At 44.7% G+C, this 16,192-nt stretch carries 11 protein-coding genes; 9 read left to right on the top strand and 2 right to left on the bottom strand.

Features of this window, described 5'->3' with window-relative positions; genetic code table 11:
- Positions 1 to 80: 80 nt before the first annotated feature.
- The 4 genes from sucA (at position 81) to sucD (ending at position 6,395) form a co-directional block, all read left to right on the top strand.
- On the top strand, positions 81 to 2,906 hold the full coding sequence (gene sucA, locus CBX98_RS03915; protein WP_005393014.1) for a 2-oxoglutarate dehydrogenase E1 component: 2,826 nt from the start codon (positions 81 to 83) through the stop codon (positions 2,904 to 2,906).
- Positions 2,907 to 2,934: 28 nt separating this feature from the next.
- Positions 2,935 to 4,143, top strand: coding sequence for a 2-oxoglutarate dehydrogenase complex dihydrolipoyllysine-residue succinyltransferase (gene odhB, locus CBX98_RS03910; protein ID WP_047009527.1), 1,209 nt, complete (start codon positions 2,935 to 2,937; stop codon positions 4,141 to 4,143).
- Positions 4,144 to 4,356: 213 nt separating this feature from the next.
- Positions 4,357 to 5,523 carry an ADP-forming succinate--CoA ligase subunit beta gene (gene sucC / locus CBX98_RS03905; RefSeq protein ID WP_005393009.1) on the top strand — a complete coding sequence of 389 codons (1,167 nt, stop codon included), beginning with the start codon at positions 4,357 to 4,359 and terminating at the stop codon, positions 5,521 to 5,523.
- Entirely contained in the window at positions 5,523 to 6,395 is an 873-nt protein-coding gene (gene sucD, locus CBX98_RS03900) for a succinate--CoA ligase subunit alpha (protein ID WP_005382181.1), read from the top strand. The genes sucC and sucD overlap by 1 nt, the downstream gene beginning before the upstream one ends.
- A gap of 71 nt (positions 6,396 to 6,466) precedes the next feature.
- Here the strand turns inward: sucD and znuB are convergent, their stop codons facing one another.
- A complete protein-coding gene (znuB, locus tag CBX98_RS03895; RefSeq protein WP_005396067.1) occupies positions 6,467 to 7,252 on the bottom strand; it encodes a zinc ABC transporter permease subunit ZnuB in 786 nt (261 codons plus the stop codon).
- A complete protein-coding gene (gene znuC, locus CBX98_RS03890; RefSeq protein WP_006742704.1) occupies positions 7,245 to 8,033 on the bottom strand; it encodes a zinc ABC transporter ATP-binding protein ZnuC in 789 nt (262 codons plus the stop codon). Before znuC ends, znuB begins: the two co-directional genes overlap by 8 nt.
- Positions 8,034 to 8,111: 78 nt before the next feature.
- Here znuC and znuA point away from each other — a divergent pair, with 78 nt between their 5' ends.
- From znuA to CBX98_RS03860, 5 genes are all read left to right on the top strand, one after another.
- Positions 8,112 to 8,999, top strand: a complete 888-nt coding sequence (gene znuA, locus CBX98_RS03885; RefSeq protein WP_109168616.1) for a zinc ABC transporter substrate-binding protein ZnuA — start codon at positions 8,112 to 8,114, stop codon at positions 8,997 to 8,999.
- Between the two features lie 200 nt (positions 9,000 to 9,199).
- Complete coding sequence (locus tag CBX98_RS03880; RefSeq protein ID WP_109168615.1) at positions 9,200 to 12,577, top strand: helix-turn-helix domain-containing protein; 3,378 nt, start codon at positions 9,200 to 9,202, stop codon at positions 12,575 to 12,577.
- Between the two features lie 827 nt (positions 12,578 to 13,404).
- Positions 13,405 to 13,632: a FeoA family protein gene (locus CBX98_RS03870; RefSeq protein WP_005382190.1), complete on the top strand. Its 228-nt coding sequence runs from the start codon at positions 13,405 to 13,407 to the stop codon at positions 13,630 to 13,632.
- Complete coding sequence (feoB, locus tag CBX98_RS03865) at positions 13,632 to 15,908, top strand: Fe(2+) transporter permease subunit FeoB (RefSeq protein WP_109168613.1); 2,277 nt, start codon at positions 13,632 to 13,634, stop codon at positions 15,906 to 15,908. The genes CBX98_RS03870 and feoB overlap by 1 nt, the downstream gene beginning before the upstream one ends.
- Positions 15,905 to 16,135, top strand: a complete 231-nt coding sequence (locus CBX98_RS03860) for a FeoC-like transcriptional regulator (protein ID WP_109168612.1) — start codon at positions 15,905 to 15,907, stop codon at positions 16,133 to 16,135. The genes feoB and CBX98_RS03860 overlap by 4 nt, the downstream gene beginning before the upstream one ends.
- Positions 16,136 to 16,192 lie beyond the last annotated feature (57 nt).

Here is a 16,192-nt window from a genome sequence, read left to right as displayed (position 1 = left end):
AATTGCCGACTAGTTCTGGTCGGCTCTTATAGCTCGGCAAAGACCGAAGCAAACGTGAAAACTACTGGTTAAGGGAAAATATGCACAACGGCGTGATGAAGGCATGGCTCGAGTCTTCACACTTGGCTGGCGCCAATGCAACGTATGTAGAGGACCTCTACGAACTGTATCTAAGTGATCCCGATCTGGTAAGTGAGGAGTGGAAACGTGTTTTTGAAGGCTTACCTAAGCCGTCAGAAGAAGTGGCAGAACAACCACATTCACGTGTCCGTGACTACTTCCGTCGACTCGCTAGAGAAACAAAGCATTACAATGTCCAAGTTAGTGACCCAGATGTCGATGCAAAACAAGTAAAAGTTCTACAGCTAATCAACGCATACCGTTTCCGCGGACATGAAGCTGCAGAATTAGACCCACTAGGTCTATGGCAACGCCCAACCGTGGCGGAGTTAGACCCTGCTTTTCATAATCTTACCGAAGATGACTTCGAAGAAACTTTCAACGTAGGTTCTTTTGCTGTTGGGCAAGAAACCATGAAGTTGAAAGACATCTATGAAGCCCTCAACAAAACTTACTGCGGTTCCATCGGTGCTGAATACATGCACATGACTGACACAGAGCAAAAACGTTGGATCCAACAACGTCTTGAGTCTGTCGTAGGCCAGCCATCATTCAACAAAGATGAGAAGCGCACATTCCTAGAAGAGCTAACAGCCGCTGAAGGTTTGGAGCGTTACCTCGGGGCGAAATTCCCAGGTGCAAAACGTTTCTCTCTAGAAGGTGGTGACGCACTGATTCCGATGACGAAAGAGTTGATCCGTCACGCGGGAACAAGTGGGATGCGTGAAGTGGTTATCGGTATGGCTCACCGTGGTCGTTTGAACATGCTGGTGAACGTGCTTGGTAAGAAGCCTCAAGATCTGTTCGATGAGTTTGCCGGTAAACACGACGAAACTTGGGGCACCGGTGATGTGAAATATCACCAAGGTTTCTCTGCCGACTTTGCTACCCCAGGTGGTGATGTTCACTTAGCTCTTGCATTTAACCCATCGCATCTAGAAATCGTCAACCCAGTAGTCATGGGGTCGGTGCGAGCACGTCAAGATCGCTTGGGTGATAATCAAGGTAGCAAAGTGCTTCCTATCACTATTCACGGTGACTCTGCAATCGCTGGTCAGGGTGTGGTTGCCGAAACGTTCAACATGTCACTGGCTCGTGGTTTCCAAGTCGGTGGTACGGTGCGTATCGTTATTAACAACCAAGTTGGCTTTACGACGTCTAACCCTCGTGACACGCGTTCAACGATGTACTGTACAGATATCGCGAAGATGGTTCAGGCGCCAATCTTCCATGTGAATGCCGATGACCCAGAAGCGGTTGCTTTTGTTACTCGTATTGCTTTGGATTACCGCAACGAGTTCAAGCGCGATGTCGTGATTGATTTGGTGTGTTACCGTCGCCACGGTCACAACGAGGCCGATGAGCCAAACGCGACTCAGCCTTTGATGTACCAAAAAATCAAAAAACACCCTACACCACGCAAATTGTATGCGGATATTCTGATCGATAAAAACGAATCAGATATCGAGACAGCGACTCAGTTAGTCAATGAGTACCGCGACGCATTAGACCGCGGTGAAGTGGTGGTTAAAGAATGGCGTCCAATGGCGTTGCACTCTGTAGACTGGTCCCCTTACTTAGGGCATGAATGGGATATGGAGTGGGATTCAAAATATGACAAGACGCGTCTTATCGAGTTGGGTAATCGTCTTTGTCAGTATCCAGAAAGCCATAAACTGCAAAGCCGTGTTAATAAGCTTTACAACGATCGCCTAGCAATGATGACCGGTGAAAAAGCAATCGACTGGGGTATGGCCGAAACATTGGCGTATGCAACATTAGTTGATGATGGTAAGCGTATTCGCCTTTCTGGTCAGGATTCGGGTCGTGGTACTTTCTTCCACCGTCACTCGGTTCTTCATAACCAAACAGATGCAAGTACGTACATTCCATTAGCGAATATTCATGACAATCAGGGGCCATTCCAAGTGTTTGACTCAGTACTGTCAGAAGAAGCGGTATTGGCATTTGAATACGGTTACGCAACAGCAGAGCCAGGTGGTTTGACTATCTGGGAAGCGCAGTTTGGTGACTTTGCCAACGGCGCGCAGGTTGTGATTGACCAATTCATCTCGTCAGGTGAGCAGAAATGGGCACGCTTGTGTGGTCTCACAATGCTTCTACCTCACGGTTACGAAGGTCAAGGCCCTGAGCACTCCTCTGCACGTCTAGAGCGTTACCTTCAGTTGTGTGCTGAGCAAAATATGCAGGTTGTAGTTCCTTCAACACCGGCTCAGGTATACCACATGATTCGTCGTCAAGTTGTACGCCCAATGCGTCGACCTCTGATTGTTATGTCGCCAAAATCTTTGCTGCGCCATCCTCTATGTACTTCGACAATTGAAGACTTAGCGGACGGTACATTCCAATCTGCAATTCCAGAAGTAGATGATTTAGACCCAAGCAAAGTAAAACGCGTCGTGTTCTGTTCAGGTAAGGTTTATTTTGACCTACTGGAGCAGCGCCGTAACAACGAGCAAGACGATGTCGCTATCGTGCGTATCGAGCAGCTTTATCCATTCCCGATGGAAGAAGTACAAGCAGCGATTGCTCAATACACTAACGTTGAAGACTTCGTGTGGTGTCAGGAAGAGCCTCAGAACCAAGGTGCTTGGTACTGTAGCCAACACAACTTCCGTGCCGCTATTCCTGCAGGTGCAGATCTTAAATACGCAGGTCGCCCAGCTTCTGCTTCGCCAGCAGTTGGCTACATGTCGGTGCACTTGAAACAACAAAAAGCGTTGGTTGAAGACGCTCTGAACGTGAACTCAAAAACTTCGAATTAAGAACTAGAAGTTAAAGGAAGAAACAGATATGACAATTGAAATTCTGGTTCCAGATTTACCTGAATCAGTTGCTGATGCAACCGTAGCGACATGGCACAAACAACCAGGCGACGCAGTAGAGCGTGACGAGGTTTTGGTTGACATCGAGACAGACAAAGTCGTGCTAGAAGTGCCAGCTCCGGAAGCAGGCGTTTTGGAAGCTATCGTTGAAGAAGAAGGTGCGACAGTACTTTCTAAACAAATCATTGCTAAATTGAAGCCAGGTGCAGTTGCAGGTGAGCCTACCGCAGACAAAACAGAAGGTACGGAAGCATCTCCTGATAAACGTCATAAAGCTGCGCTTAGCGAAGAAAGCAATGATGCACTAAGCCCAGCAGTACGTCGTTTATTGGCTGAGCATGGCTTAGAAGCAAGCCAAGTGAAAGGCACTGGCGTTGGTGGTCGTATTACGCGCGAAGATATTGAAGCGCATCTTGCGAACGCTAAAACTGCGCCAAAAGAAGAAGCACCAGCAGTGGTTGACGTGCCGGCAGCGGCTCGTAGCCAAAAACGTGTTCCAATGACTCGCCTGCGTAAGACAGTCGCTAACCGTCTGCTAGAGGCGAAGAACAACACGGCAATGCTAACGACGTTTAACGAAGTGAACATGAAACCAATCATGGACCTTCGTAAGCAGTACAAAGATCAGTTCGAAGAGCGTCACGGTATTCGTTTAGGCTTCATGTCTTTCTACGTGAAAGCTGTAACAGAAGCGCTTAAGCGTTACCCAGAAGTAAATGCTTCGATTGATGGTGATGACATTGTTTACCACAACTACTTCGACATTAGCATGGCGGTATCAACGCCACGTGGTCTAGTTACACCTGTCCTAAAAGACTGTGACAAGCTTGGTTTCGCTGATGTTGAAAAAGGCATCAAAGAACTGGCTATCAAAGGTCGTGATGGCAAGCTAACGGTAGACGAGCTAATGGGCGGTAACTTCACTATCACAAACGGTGGTGTGTTCGGTTCACTAATGTCTACACCAATCATCAACCCACCTCAATCAGCGATTCTTGGTATGCATAAGATCCAAGAGCGTCCGATGGCAGTGGATGGCAAAGTTGAAATCTTGCCGATGATGTACCTAGCGCTGTCTTACGATCACCGCCTAATTGATGGTCGCGAGTCTGTTGGCTTCCTAGTGACGATTAAAGAGTTGCTAGAAGATCCAGCACGTCTCCTATTAGACGTTTAATATCGCTAAAACGTCTAGTTATCGTAGGTAGCTAGACGTTAAAAATTTCAATGGCTAGACTGGCTCAACGTCTGGCCTTCATTTGAATCCCACACCATGAGGACTCGTGATGAGGGATTGATTTGAGAAGACCCTACAGACGTACAAGCAGCCAAGACTGCAGCGTTATGGAAATAATAAATCCCTTAAGGGAAAAACAAACGGAATATCGAAATGAATTTGCATGAATACCAAGCCAAACAGCTGTTTGCAGAATTCGGTTTGCCTGTGCCAGAAGGCTACGCGTGTGATACACCACAAGAAGCTTTTGAAGCCGCAGGCCGTATCAGTACAGAAAAGAAAGTAGTTAAATGTCAGGTTCACGCTGGTGGCCGTGGTAAAGCGGGCGGTGTAGAGCTGCACGATACAAAAGAAGGCGTTAAAGAGTTTGCACAAAAGTGGTTAGGTAAAAACCTAGTGACTTACCAAACTGACGCTAACGGTCAGCCAGTTACAAAAATCCTTGTTGAAGAAGCTTCAAACATTGCAAACGAATTATACCTAGGTGCGGTTGTTGACCGTGCAAGCCGTAAGATCGTTTTCATGGCTTCAACAGAAGGTGGTGTTGAAATCGAAAAAGTTGCGGAAGAAACGCCGGAGCTTATCCACAAAGCTGCAATCGATCCACTAGTAGGCCCACAAGCTTACCAAGGTCGCGAGCTTGCGTTCAAACTTGGTCTTGAAGGCGACCAAATCAAACAATTCGTTAAGATCTTCATGGGTCTTGGCACGATGTTCGCCCAGTACGATCTTGCTCTACTTGAGATCAACCCGCTTGTGGTTACTGGTGAAGGCAACCTGCTATGTCTTGATGGTAAGATCAACATCGATTCAAACGCTCTTTACCGTCAGCCTAAGCTTCGTGAAATGCACGATCCATCACAAGAAGATGAGCGTGAAGCACACGCAGCTCAGTGGGAACTGAACTACGTAGCACTAGACGGTAACGTTGGCTGTATGGTTAACGGTGCAGGCCTAGCAATGGGTACGATGGATATCGTAAACCTACACGGCGGCAAACCAGCTAACTTCCTAGACGTAGGTGGCGGCGCGACGAAAGAGCGTGTTGCTGAAGCATTCAAGATCATCCTATCAGATGACAACGTGAAAGCGGTACTTGTTAACATCTTCGGTGGTATCGTACGTTGTGACATGATCGCAGAAGGTATTATCGGTGCGGTTAAAGAAGTAGGTGTAAGCGTACCTGTTGTTGTTCGTCTAGAAGGTACTAACGCTGACCTAGGTCGCGAAGTTCTTGCTAATTCTGATGTTGATATCATTGCTGCTGAGTCGCTAACGGATGCTGCTCAGAAAGTTGTTGCTGCTGCGGAGGCTAAATAATGTCTGTATTAATTAACAAAGACACTAAAGTAATCTGTCAGGGTTTCACTGGTGGTCAAGGTACTTTCCACTCAGAGCAAGCTATCGCATACGGCACTCAGATGGTTGGTGGTGTGTCTCCAGGTAAAGGTGGCCAAACTCACCTAGGTCTACCTGTATTCAACACAGTTCGCGAAGCAGTAGAAGCAACTGGCGCAACAGCGACAGTAATCTACGTTCCAGCACCTTTCTGTAAAGATGCAATTCTAGAAGCGATTGATGCGGGCATCGAGCTAATCGTAACAATCACGGAAGGCATCCCTACAACAGATATGATCGACGTGAAAGTGAAGCTAGAAGAAACTGGCGTTCGTATGATCGGTCCTAACTGTCCGGGTGTTATCACTCCTGACGAGTGTAAGATCGGTATCATGCCTGGTCACATCCACAAGAAAGGTAAAGTAGGTATCGTATCTCGCAGCGGTACTCTAACTTACGAAGCAGTTAAGCAAACAACTGACGAAGGTTTCGGCCAGTCTACTTGTGTTGGTATTGGTGGTGACCCAATCCCAGGTTCAAACTTCATTGATATTCTAAAACTGTTCCAAGAAGACCCTGAAACAGAAGCGATTGTTATGATCGGTGAAATCGGTGGTACTGCAGAAGAAGAAGCAGCAGCATACATTAAAGAAAACGTAACGAAGCCAGTGGTTTCCTACATTGCTGGTGTAACTGCTCCTCCTGGTAAACGTATGGGCCACGCTGGTGCGATTATCTCTGGCGGTAAAGGTACTGCTGAAGACAAATTTGCTGCACTAGAAGCGGCGGGCGTTAAGACTGTGAAATCTCTAGCAGAGATCGGCCAAGGTCTACGTGAAGTAACGGGCTGGTAATTTCCAACTCGAAGCTTAAAGCTAAAAAAGCCTAGCAATTATTGCTAGGCTTTTTTGTATCAAGGTACTTTTTACGATTTTTGGCGAATAAATTGGCTAAGCATAAACAGAGATGTTGCGCTGATTACTACTGATGGGCCAGCCGGCGTATCGAAGTGCCATGATAGGCTAAGCCCCATTAGTACTGCCACAGAGCCAATAATAGATGCGAACAGTGCCATTTGCTCTGGTGATGAAGAGACCTTACGTGCTGTTGCTGCTGGGATGATCAGCAAAGAAGTCATGATAAGTGCCCCAACAAACTTCATTCCTACGGCAATCACAACACCTACCATAAGCATTAACACCAATCTAACTAAGTCTGTATTGACGCCCTCGACGGCAGCAAGCTCTTCACTAACTGTGCTCGACAATAAAGGTCGCCAAAAAACGTAAAGACACACACTAACAGCAACGACACCTGCGTAAATGAACATCAGATCTTGCGGAGATACTGCGAGTAAGTCACCGAACAAGTAACTCATCAGATCAACACGGACATTATCCAAGAAACTAACAGAAACTAGACCAACAGATAATGCACTATGGGCGAGTATACCCAGAAGCGTATCGGTTGCGACCAGTTGTTGTTTCTGTAGTGTCACGAGCAATACCGCGAGTGCTAAACAGCAAACGAGTAGGGCAAGATAAAGGTTCACGTTGAGCAGAAAGCCTAATGCCAAACCCATCAATGAAGCATGTGCCAGGGTATCACCGAAGTAAGCCATTTTGCGCCAAACGACAAATGACCCAAGAGGACCTGCAATGATCGCGATGCCAATACCAGCAAGAATAGAAGGTAGAAGAAACTCAATCATGGTGATGATGTCCGTGTTTATGGTTGGAGCATGATGTCGCATCGCCAGTTACTGGCGTTCCGGATAAATCGTGATGATGATGCTCGTGGTCGTGATGATAAAACGCGAGCGATTCTCTCGCTGCATTTCCAAATAGCGCGATGTAAGAAGGGTGCTGAGTAATCGTGGCAGGTGAACCAGAACAGCAAACATGGTGATGCAGACAAATGACATCATCTGTTTTGGCCATTACTAAATGTAAGTCGTGTGACACCATAAATACACCGCAATCGAATCGGTGACGAATGCTTTCAATTAGATCGTAGAGATCGATTTGACCTTGAATATCCACACCCTGCGCAGGTTCATCTAGCACTAACAGCTCTGGGCGTTGAAGCAAAGCACGCGCAAGTAATACGCGTTGGTTTTCACCACCTGATAAGCGATGCATGTTACTACTAATTAAATGCTCAGCGCCAACAAGCCTTAATGCATCAATACATTCTTGTTTACTGTATTTTCCTGCTAAATTTAGAAAACGGGTGACATTCAATGGAAGAGAGTCATTGAGTTTCAATTTTTGAGGAACATAACCGATTTTTAGTTTTCTTTGTCGGTTTAATTTGCCGCTAGTCGGTTTTTGAAGGCCTAAAATGACTTTGACTAACGTTGATTTTCCCGCTCCATTGGGACCAATTAGGGTTGTTATTTTGCCCTTTTGTAATTCCATACTAATGTTATCGAGAACTCTGCGGCCATCGAACTCGACGCATAAGTGCTCAAGATGGACTAAGGAAGACATGAATGAAACTCATTTGCAAATCAATAATGTTATAATGTAACATTATCACACTTTCTACACCATATCCCAAGTAAAACTATGAAAAGAGCATTAATTCTTGCTGCGTCAGCGATGCTAACGTTGCCAGCACACGCAGTAACGGTACTAACGAGTATCAAACCTATTCAGTTATTAGTGACAGAGCTTACTCAAGGGGTGACTTCGCCAGATGTATTACTGCAGTCTAACACTTCGCCCCATGATTACGCTTTACGCCCATCGGATGTTAAGAAAATCGCTTCTGCTGATTTAGTTATTTGGTACGGACATGATCTCGAACCGTTTCTGGAAAAAGTCGTGTCAGACAGATCGAATACTCTGACTATTAGTCAAATTCCAGATCTAGATTTGCGTGAGTTTGATAGTGAGCACAACCATGACCATGATGGCCACGATCATGGTTCACATGATCCGCACTTTTGGTTAGGTGTAAGTCAAGCACAACAAGTTGCCAAGGCTGTCGTGAATCAACTGGGATCACTTGATCCGGAAAATGCAGTACAGTACCAAGAAAACCTTAAAAAATTTGAAACTGAGCTCAGCCAGACGGACCTAGAGATCAAGAAGAAATTATCGCCAGTGAAAGACAAAGGTTACTTTGTGTTTCACGATGCTTATGGTTATTTCGAAGAGCGTTATGAGTTAAATCAAATGGGGCACTTCACCGTGAGCCCGGATCGTAAGCCGGGAGCAAAAACCTTAATCCAAATTCGTCAAAAGTTAAGTTCAGGAGATGTAGCTTGCGTGTTTTCTGAACCTCAGTTTACTCCAGCTGTCGTTCAGAGTGTGATGCGAGGTAGTAAAGTTGCCAAAGGAGAACTTGACCCATTAGGGAGCACAATTGAAGCAAAACCGGGCAGTTACTTTACTTTTCTCAACAATATGGCGAATAATTTTGAGCAGTGCTTGAGCCAAAAGACGGATTAAGTAGTGTTGTTGTGTAGGAATAGTCCTTTTAACGTGATCCAGTAGTAAGAATTACAACCTTTGGCAAGGCGAGCCTTTTCTCAAACAGTAATTGAGATATCATTATCAATAATTAGCAGCTCAAAATAACCGTATAAGTCCATGCTGTAGAAGATATGGACGGTGAGCGCCGAGCACAGTTGATATAAAAGGTTTTCGTCTTGCTACGCCAATTAGCCCTTGTCTTGTTGGGCTTTTTCCTATCTTTCCAAGCATTTGCTCTTCATAATGCGAATGCCATCTTTTACCCTTTGCCGACTCAGGTTAAGGGTACTTTTATTGCGGCTAAAAAATTGTTCTTGGGTGAGCAAGGAGGCTTGTGGATTCACGACGTGCATGGGCGGGTGTTGTTTTATGATGGCCAAAATATCCTACCTAAATCAGGCAGTTTTTTACAAACGTCTGCCAAGCAACTGGCTTATCATGAAGGCTCGTTCTGGACCTTTGTTGAGAATGAGGTGTACCAAACTTATCCAAATCAAGAAAGACGTTTAGTCTTTAGCTTAAACCCCGGGTCGCAAATAAGAAAAATCGGTTCTTCTGAAGATTATATTTGGGTTAGTGATGGCGCACATTTCTATACTTACAACATCGATACTAGCGAGTTAAAGTCCTTTTCTTTGTTGCAGCTCTATCAACATAGCAACAATAGCTATGTTTATATTAACGATGCAGTTCTGCTCGAAGAGAAGTGGGCACTTGCTACAACTTCTGGCTTTTATCTTTCAGAAGGAGATAAGTTTGACCATGTAGTCGCTTCAGGTCAGAACTACATTGAAAAGATCTACTACTCACACACGCGCAGAGAAATTCTGGTAGGAACGTTGCGTGGGGCATTAATTTTCAATATTTATCAACCTGATAAAGAGGTGATTAAGATTGGCGGTTCTCATGTATTGACTTTCGCTGAGACAAATCAAGAGTACTGGGTGGGGACTGAGCATGGTCTGTATTTATACTCATTCTTGTCAGGCGAAGTGACAGAAGTCGAGCCTGCAAGCTTTCTTGAGCTGGAGCTGGATAATACAAAGATCTATTCGCTACTGAGTGACAACATGGGAGGGATGTGGATCGCGACTAACCAAGGCATTCGTTATTACTCCTTGTTTAGTAAAAAGTTTGAACGAGTAACCTTCAGTAGTTATGACTCGCAAACCTTATCAGGGCGAATTCGACAAAGCTCCACAGGACCTGATGATGCGCTTTGGTTCGCGGATGACCGAAAGCTTTATCGGACAGGTGAGAGTGGCAATATCAAAGTCTTGGAGCTTGATTCGCAGATCAATGAATTTGCATTTCAAGGTGGGATGCTTTGGCTTGCGACCTCTAAAGGGCTCGAAATATTCGAGTTGAATGGTCTTAACAAAGTGACATTTCCTTATTTACAGGTTATGGCTGGACACGCAGTGGAGCACGTGACTGTAGATGGTAATGATCGTCTCTGGGTATCAAGTGGATACCATCTTTATAATGTTGATATAACCAAGCAAAGCGTAAGAAACTTTGGAAGTGAGTGGCTAGTAAGTCAGTACTTACCAGCTAAGGTTACGCGTTTATACGACACTGAAGATTCTCTATTGATAGGGACCGATCATGGGGTTTATCAATACAGCAATGAAAACATCCAGTTCATCCGCTATTCCGAAAAGTTTGGTGAATCATTAGACATGGTCACGGCGGTTGATGGCAGTCAGTGGTTTGCGTCATCTTACGGCGTTTTTAAAACGATTAAAGGAAGTGACGAGAAACGTGTTGTTGAAATGAGTGTGCCCAACGCGCGACCTGCTTGCTTGATCAGAGACAGGCAAGGTGTGTGGTTAGCCTCTTCTGTCGGATTAAGCTATTACCACCTTTCGGGTGAATTAGTGAAACATTATTCATCGGCGTCTGGCTTAATGAACAACGAGTTTCTACCAGGAATTTGCAGTGTTATACAGTACACAGAAGATGGTGAGCGAGAGCTCGTCCTAGGGTCGAAATACGGGTTGGTAAAAGCTGAAGCATCCAAGCTGCTTGTGTCCAACCCTCCAGAGTCGAAGTTTATCGTGAGCCAAGTTGTGCTTGAAAACGAGGTTCTACAAGTTGGTAGCGCCGATTTGAATGGAATAAAATTACCGTATGGCTCTTCTCTAAGTTTCTTATTTGGCGTGATGCCAAAACCAGACAGCCAAAATTTGTATTATCGATTGAATAGCGATGATCCTTGGCAAGCGCTAGAGGGAGGCCAACTGACTCTAGAGCATCTCAATTCCGGTGAATACCACCTACAGGTAAGTAATGAGTCTCAAGTCGCTGCTGGATTGGTTGGGCTCGAGTCGTATTTTATTGTGCTTAATCCTTGGTATTTATCGCAACTCGCAATTTTAGGTTTTGTGGTCGCGAGTATTGCCATGGTTGCACTACTTATGTACTGGCGTTCTCGCTATGTTGTACAGGCTAACCGTGATTTAGCTGCGCAAGTGACACTCAAAACTAACCAGTTGAGGCATCAAAGCCGAGTGTTGTTGACGAGTAACCAACAGCTACGTAAACAGATTCAAGTCAGAAACCTGTTGGTTGATCACGTGGCGCAATCTATTAAGTCCAGTGTGGATTTTATAGCGTCAAAATTACCCATACCTTTGGATGCAGCTACGGAAGATCATCTGGCGAAAACGACATGGCAATTAAATGAGTTAAAAAGTGTTCCTGGCGAAGCTAGCGGCGGTAGTCACAATTACAATTTGAGTCAGATAACTCAATCGGTGGTTGATGTATGGCAAGATGATTTTGCGAAGGCTGGGATTATGGTGGAGCTTGAAGATGAGAGAAAAACAAGTCGAATTGCTCTGGAAAGCTTTAACCTTGATGTTATCTTCAACAGCATTTTTGCCAATATCATCAAGCGTTCTTTCCGAGGCCAAACGGTGAGAATCATGCTAGAAGAGGGCAATGATATTGTTTCATTGAGTTTTCTTGATTATGGGACGCAACTGCCTAATAAAGTCACGACCGGGCGTCCATCTAATATGAACCACTCTGAATTGAGTATTGATCATCTTGCCCAGTTAGTGACAACGAGTGGAGGATACTTGGCGGTATTTACTTCCGACGCTCAAAATAAAATCGAAATTACATGGCCAACTGCGAAGGAAATGAGTTATGTGGATGAATCTTTGCAAGAATTTGAGTCTGAACCTATCGTCGAAGATAAAGTGACCCCAGAGAAAGAATGGTTGCAAAAAGTCTATCAGCTGGTGGCTGAGCATTACCATGACCCTGAGTTTGGTACTGCTTTAGCGGCTAAAATGCTGTTCATGTCAGAACGCTCTTTACAGAGGCGCTTTAAATCAGCCTCGTCAAGAACGTTAAAAGATTATGTAACCGAAGTTCGTTTAGAAACGGCGTGTGAGCAGTTATTAGCGGGCGAGAAAATCAGCGAAGTAGCGTTTAACTGCGGCTTTAATGATCCTTCTTACTTTAGCCAAAAGTTTAAATTGCATTTTGGTTTGCCTCCTTCCAAGTTTGCTTTGACTCAAGAAAGCCAAGAAACCAACTAAAAAACCTCATTACACACTCCCTAGTGAATATTCAAAAGACTGGGGAGCTGCTTATAGTGCTCTACTATTGCTAGAGCTACCAATGCAGTGATTCTCATTGCTTCTTCATCACATCTAGCCTACAAATCCATTCTCAATACGTAAGCACGGTCACGCTCTATCTGTTAGTAGCGCTGTTCTTAGCTATAACCATACATGGCTTAAGAGGACGGATTTACCTACGGCGACAAATATATGAATGGTTGTATTTTTGTATCTAGAGTGCGTTGGTTCATTTGAGTAGTGGGGGTATGCGAAATTCGTGAAAACAGAACTGTGCTGAAAGGTGGATAAGATAAAGAGTTTAGAGAGAGATGAAAAAAAATATCGTGGTATAGCCGGGGGGACTATACCACGGGTGTCAATGACACCTTCGCTTGCTGCCGGAGTGACATGTTGCCATGCCACCTCTGGAATTCATTTGAGAGGTAGCCCTCTCGATGGAGTAACTATACGAGAGGTCACTTATTTTTCTTATAAAAATAACGCCATGTTGATATGAGAAAAACGACAAAGTTTTAAATTTCATCTAACCTGTTGTTTTGTGTGGGGATTTTTATCTTTACCATTTGTTTGTGACATTTTTATTTCATTGGTCGTGATTTTTAATTGTTAATTTTGACGTAAATAACGAGAGGAAATTTACGGAGTTGACGTTTGAAAGCATGAAAACATTTATGAAATCTTTGATTTCACACAAGGATTGAAGGGTTATAGGAGAGTAATATTGGCAGCCTAAACTTATTAAATAATAATATTTCTCATTAGCAATACTCTTAAGGGCCACTATGAAGTTATCAGAGATTAATCCTGGCGATACGGTGACGATTCGGTTGTTAGATGGTCTTTCATCAGATATCAGAAAGAAACTCATGGTAATGGGGCTGCTTCCCAATACAGAAGTCAAAGTGATTCGACGTGCTCCAATGGGCGATCCTTTACAAGTCGAAGTCCGTGGTGTGTCTGTCGCATTGCGAGAAACCATTGCTCAGAAAATTGAAGTGGAGCGAGTGTAATGCAATATCAAGTGCTTACCGTAGGTAATCCTAATAGTGGTAAAACGACGCTATTTAATGGTTTGACTGGCGCAAAACAGCAAGTTGGTAACTGGGCAGGCGTCACCGTTGAAAAGAAAACGGGACAATTCAAACATGCGGGTGACGAGTTTTTGCTCACTGACCTTCCTGGTATTTACTCGTTAGACAGTGGTAATGATAGCAATAGTATTGACGAATCCATTGCATCGCGTGCGGTTCTAACTCATCCTGCCGATCTCATTATCAACGTGGTTGATGCCACGAGCTTAGAGCGCAGCTTATATATGACGTTGCAACTTCGCGAACTTGGCCGTCCTATGATTGTTGTTCTCAACAAAATGGATGCACTAAAACGTGAACGTCAAATGATTAACGTTTCAGAGCTTGAGAAAACATTAGGTTGTCCTGTAGTAAGTTTATCTGCAACCAATAAAACTCAAGTTGCAGAGTTTAAAGAAAAACTTCATAAATCCATTGTTCAAGGGGTCGCGCTTAAAGAGCTATCTTTGCATTACGGTGAAAAGATGGAGTCGGCGATTCAAACTGTTTCCGCACTTTTTAACGATCAAACCGTCGCCCATCGTGCATTAGCGATTCGTGCGCTTGAAAAAGACACGATGGTTCTCAATAGCCTTTCCGATATTGATAGAAGCAAAGTATTGGAAGTCATTGCGACTTTAGACTTGGATATCGATTTGCATGTCGCGGATACCAAGTACACATACCTGCATGAACAGTGTAAAAAAGTTCGCCGAAGCGAAGGCAAGCTAAGTCGTAGCGTGACTGAAAAACTCGACCAATTTATTTTGAACAAGTGGATTGGGATCCCATTCTTCTTTGTGGTTATGTACTTGATGTTTATGTTCTCGATTAACATCGGTAGTGCATTTATCGACTTTTTTGACATTGGTGTAGGCGCATTGCTGGTTGATGGTGGACACCACTTATTAGATGGTCACCTCCCCGTATGGCTAGTTACGGTGATTGCTGATGGTTTAGGCGGCGGTATTCAAACAGTTGCGACCTTTATCCCGGTCATTGCGTGTTTGTACTTATTCCTTGCTGTGCTTGAGAGTTCGGGTTACATGGCACGCGCTGCGTTTGTGCTTGATAAAGTGATGCAGAAAATCGGCTTGCCGGGTAAAGCGTTTGTCCCTTTGGTTCTTGGTTTTGGCTGTAACGTTCCGTCAATCATGGCAACGCGCACGCTAGACCAAGAGCGTGAGCGCAAGTTGGCTGCGTCGATGGCACCGTTTATGTCATGTGGTGCTCGCTTACCTGTGTACGCTTTATTTGCTGCCGCTTTTTTCCCAGGCTCTGGTCAAAACATTGTGTTTGCACTTTACCTACTTGGTATTGTCGCCGCGGTGTTTACCGGTTTGTTCCTCAAGCATACGCTGTATCCTGGCAGCAGTGATAGTTTGGTGATGGAAATGCCTGACTATGAGCTTCCGACGTTGCAGAACGTCGTGATCAAAACTTGGCAAAAACTTAAGCGGTTTGTACTGGGTGCAGGTAAAACCATCGTTGTGGTTGTTGCTATCTTGAGCTTCCTCAACTCGCTAGGAACTGACGGTACATTCGGTAATGAAGACAGTGATAAATCGGTTCTATCAAAAGCCGCTCAGGTTGTGACGCCAGTGTTTGCACCAATTGGTATTCAAGAGGATAACTGGCCAGCAACGGTTGGTATTATTACTGGTATCTTCGCGAAAGAGGCAGTCGTGGGCACATTGAACAGCTTATACACTACGCCAACCGATGGAGAGGATGCAGAATTTGATCTTATGGGTAGCCTAGAAGAAGCGGTGATGAGCATTCCTGAAAACCTAGCAGGGCTGAGCTATTCTGATCCTCTGGGGATTGACGTCGGTGATTTAGCAGATTCTCATGCAGTCGCAGAGGAGCAAGAAATTGATGAATCGATCTTTGGTAACATAAAAGAGAAATTTGTTTCTGGTCATGCTGCTTTTGCGTACCTAATTTTTATCTTACTTTACACTCCTTGTGTGGCTGCGATGGGTGCCTATGTTCGAGAATTCGGCAATAACTTTGCGCGCTTTATAGCGGTATGGACAATGGGGCTCGCGTACTTGAGTGCGACTTTCTATCATCAGCTTATGCATTTCGCTGATAGCCCTATCACCAGCGGCGTTTGGATTGCCGCAATTATTGCGATTTTCTTTGGCACGTACCGTGTTTTCAAGCGCGTAGGCAAGAAACATCAAGGCGAGTTTGAGGCGCAAGTCGTATGATTTTAAAAGAGCTTTATCAATATATTGCCGAAAAAGGAACGGTTTCCCAATCTGAGCTAGCAAAACAGTTCGGAATGAGTGAAGACGGTGCAGACGCCATGTTAAGTGTATGGATTAACAAAGGTCGCATTTCTCGCTTGGTAGATACAAATAAAGCTCATCATATAACGCGAATACGCTATGCAGTCACAAAGTACGATGGTTTGTCACTTACCGTAACCATGTAGTAAGAGCAATGAACCATCGCGCAAAAACAACAAAGCCGCATCAGCAATGATGCGGCT

The sequence above is a fragment of the Vibrio sp. T9 genome, assembly GCF_003123985.1.
GTDB classification, from domain to species: Bacteria; Pseudomonadota; Gammaproteobacteria; order Enterobacterales; family Vibrionaceae; genus Vibrio; species Vibrio diabolicus.
Note: the sequence above shows the minus strand (reverse complement) of the source record. Positions and strands in the feature narration are given on the sequence as shown.

Bases quoted from the DNA above. Each gene is read 5' to 3' on its own strand.
- sucA (WP_005393014.1), top strand. From the start codon at position 81: ATGCACAACGGCGTGATGAAGGCATGGCTCGAGTCTTCACACTTGGCT.
- odhB (WP_047009527.1), top strand. From the start codon at position 2,935: ATGACAATTGAAATTCTGGTTCCAGATTTACCTGAATCAGTTGCTGAT.
- sucC (WP_005393009.1), top strand. From the start codon at position 4,357: ATGAATTTGCATGAATACCAAGCCAAACAGCTGTTTGCAGAATTCGGT.
- sucD (WP_005382181.1), top strand. From the start codon at position 5,523: ATGTCTGTATTAATTAACAAAGACACTAAAGTAATCTGTCAGGGTTTC.
- znuB (WP_005396067.1), bottom strand. From the start codon at position 7,252: ATGATTGAGTTTCTTCTACCTTCTATTCTTGCTGGTATTGGCATCGCG.
- znuC (WP_006742704.1), bottom strand. From the start codon at position 8,033: ATGTCTTCCTTAGTCCATCTTGAGCACTTATGCGTCGAGTTCGATGGC.
- znuA (WP_109168616.1), top strand. From the start codon at position 8,112: ATGAAAAGAGCATTAATTCTTGCTGCGTCAGCGATGCTAACGTTGCCA.
- CBX98_RS03870 (WP_005382190.1), top strand. From the start codon at position 13,405: ATGAAGTTATCAGAGATTAATCCTGGCGATACGGTGACGATTCGGTTG.
- feoB (WP_109168613.1), top strand. From the start codon at position 13,632: ATGCAATATCAAGTGCTTACCGTAGGTAATCCTAATAGTGGTAAAACG.
- CBX98_RS03860 (WP_109168612.1), top strand. From the start codon at position 15,905: ATGATTTTAAAAGAGCTTTATCAATATATTGCCGAAAAAGGAACGGTT.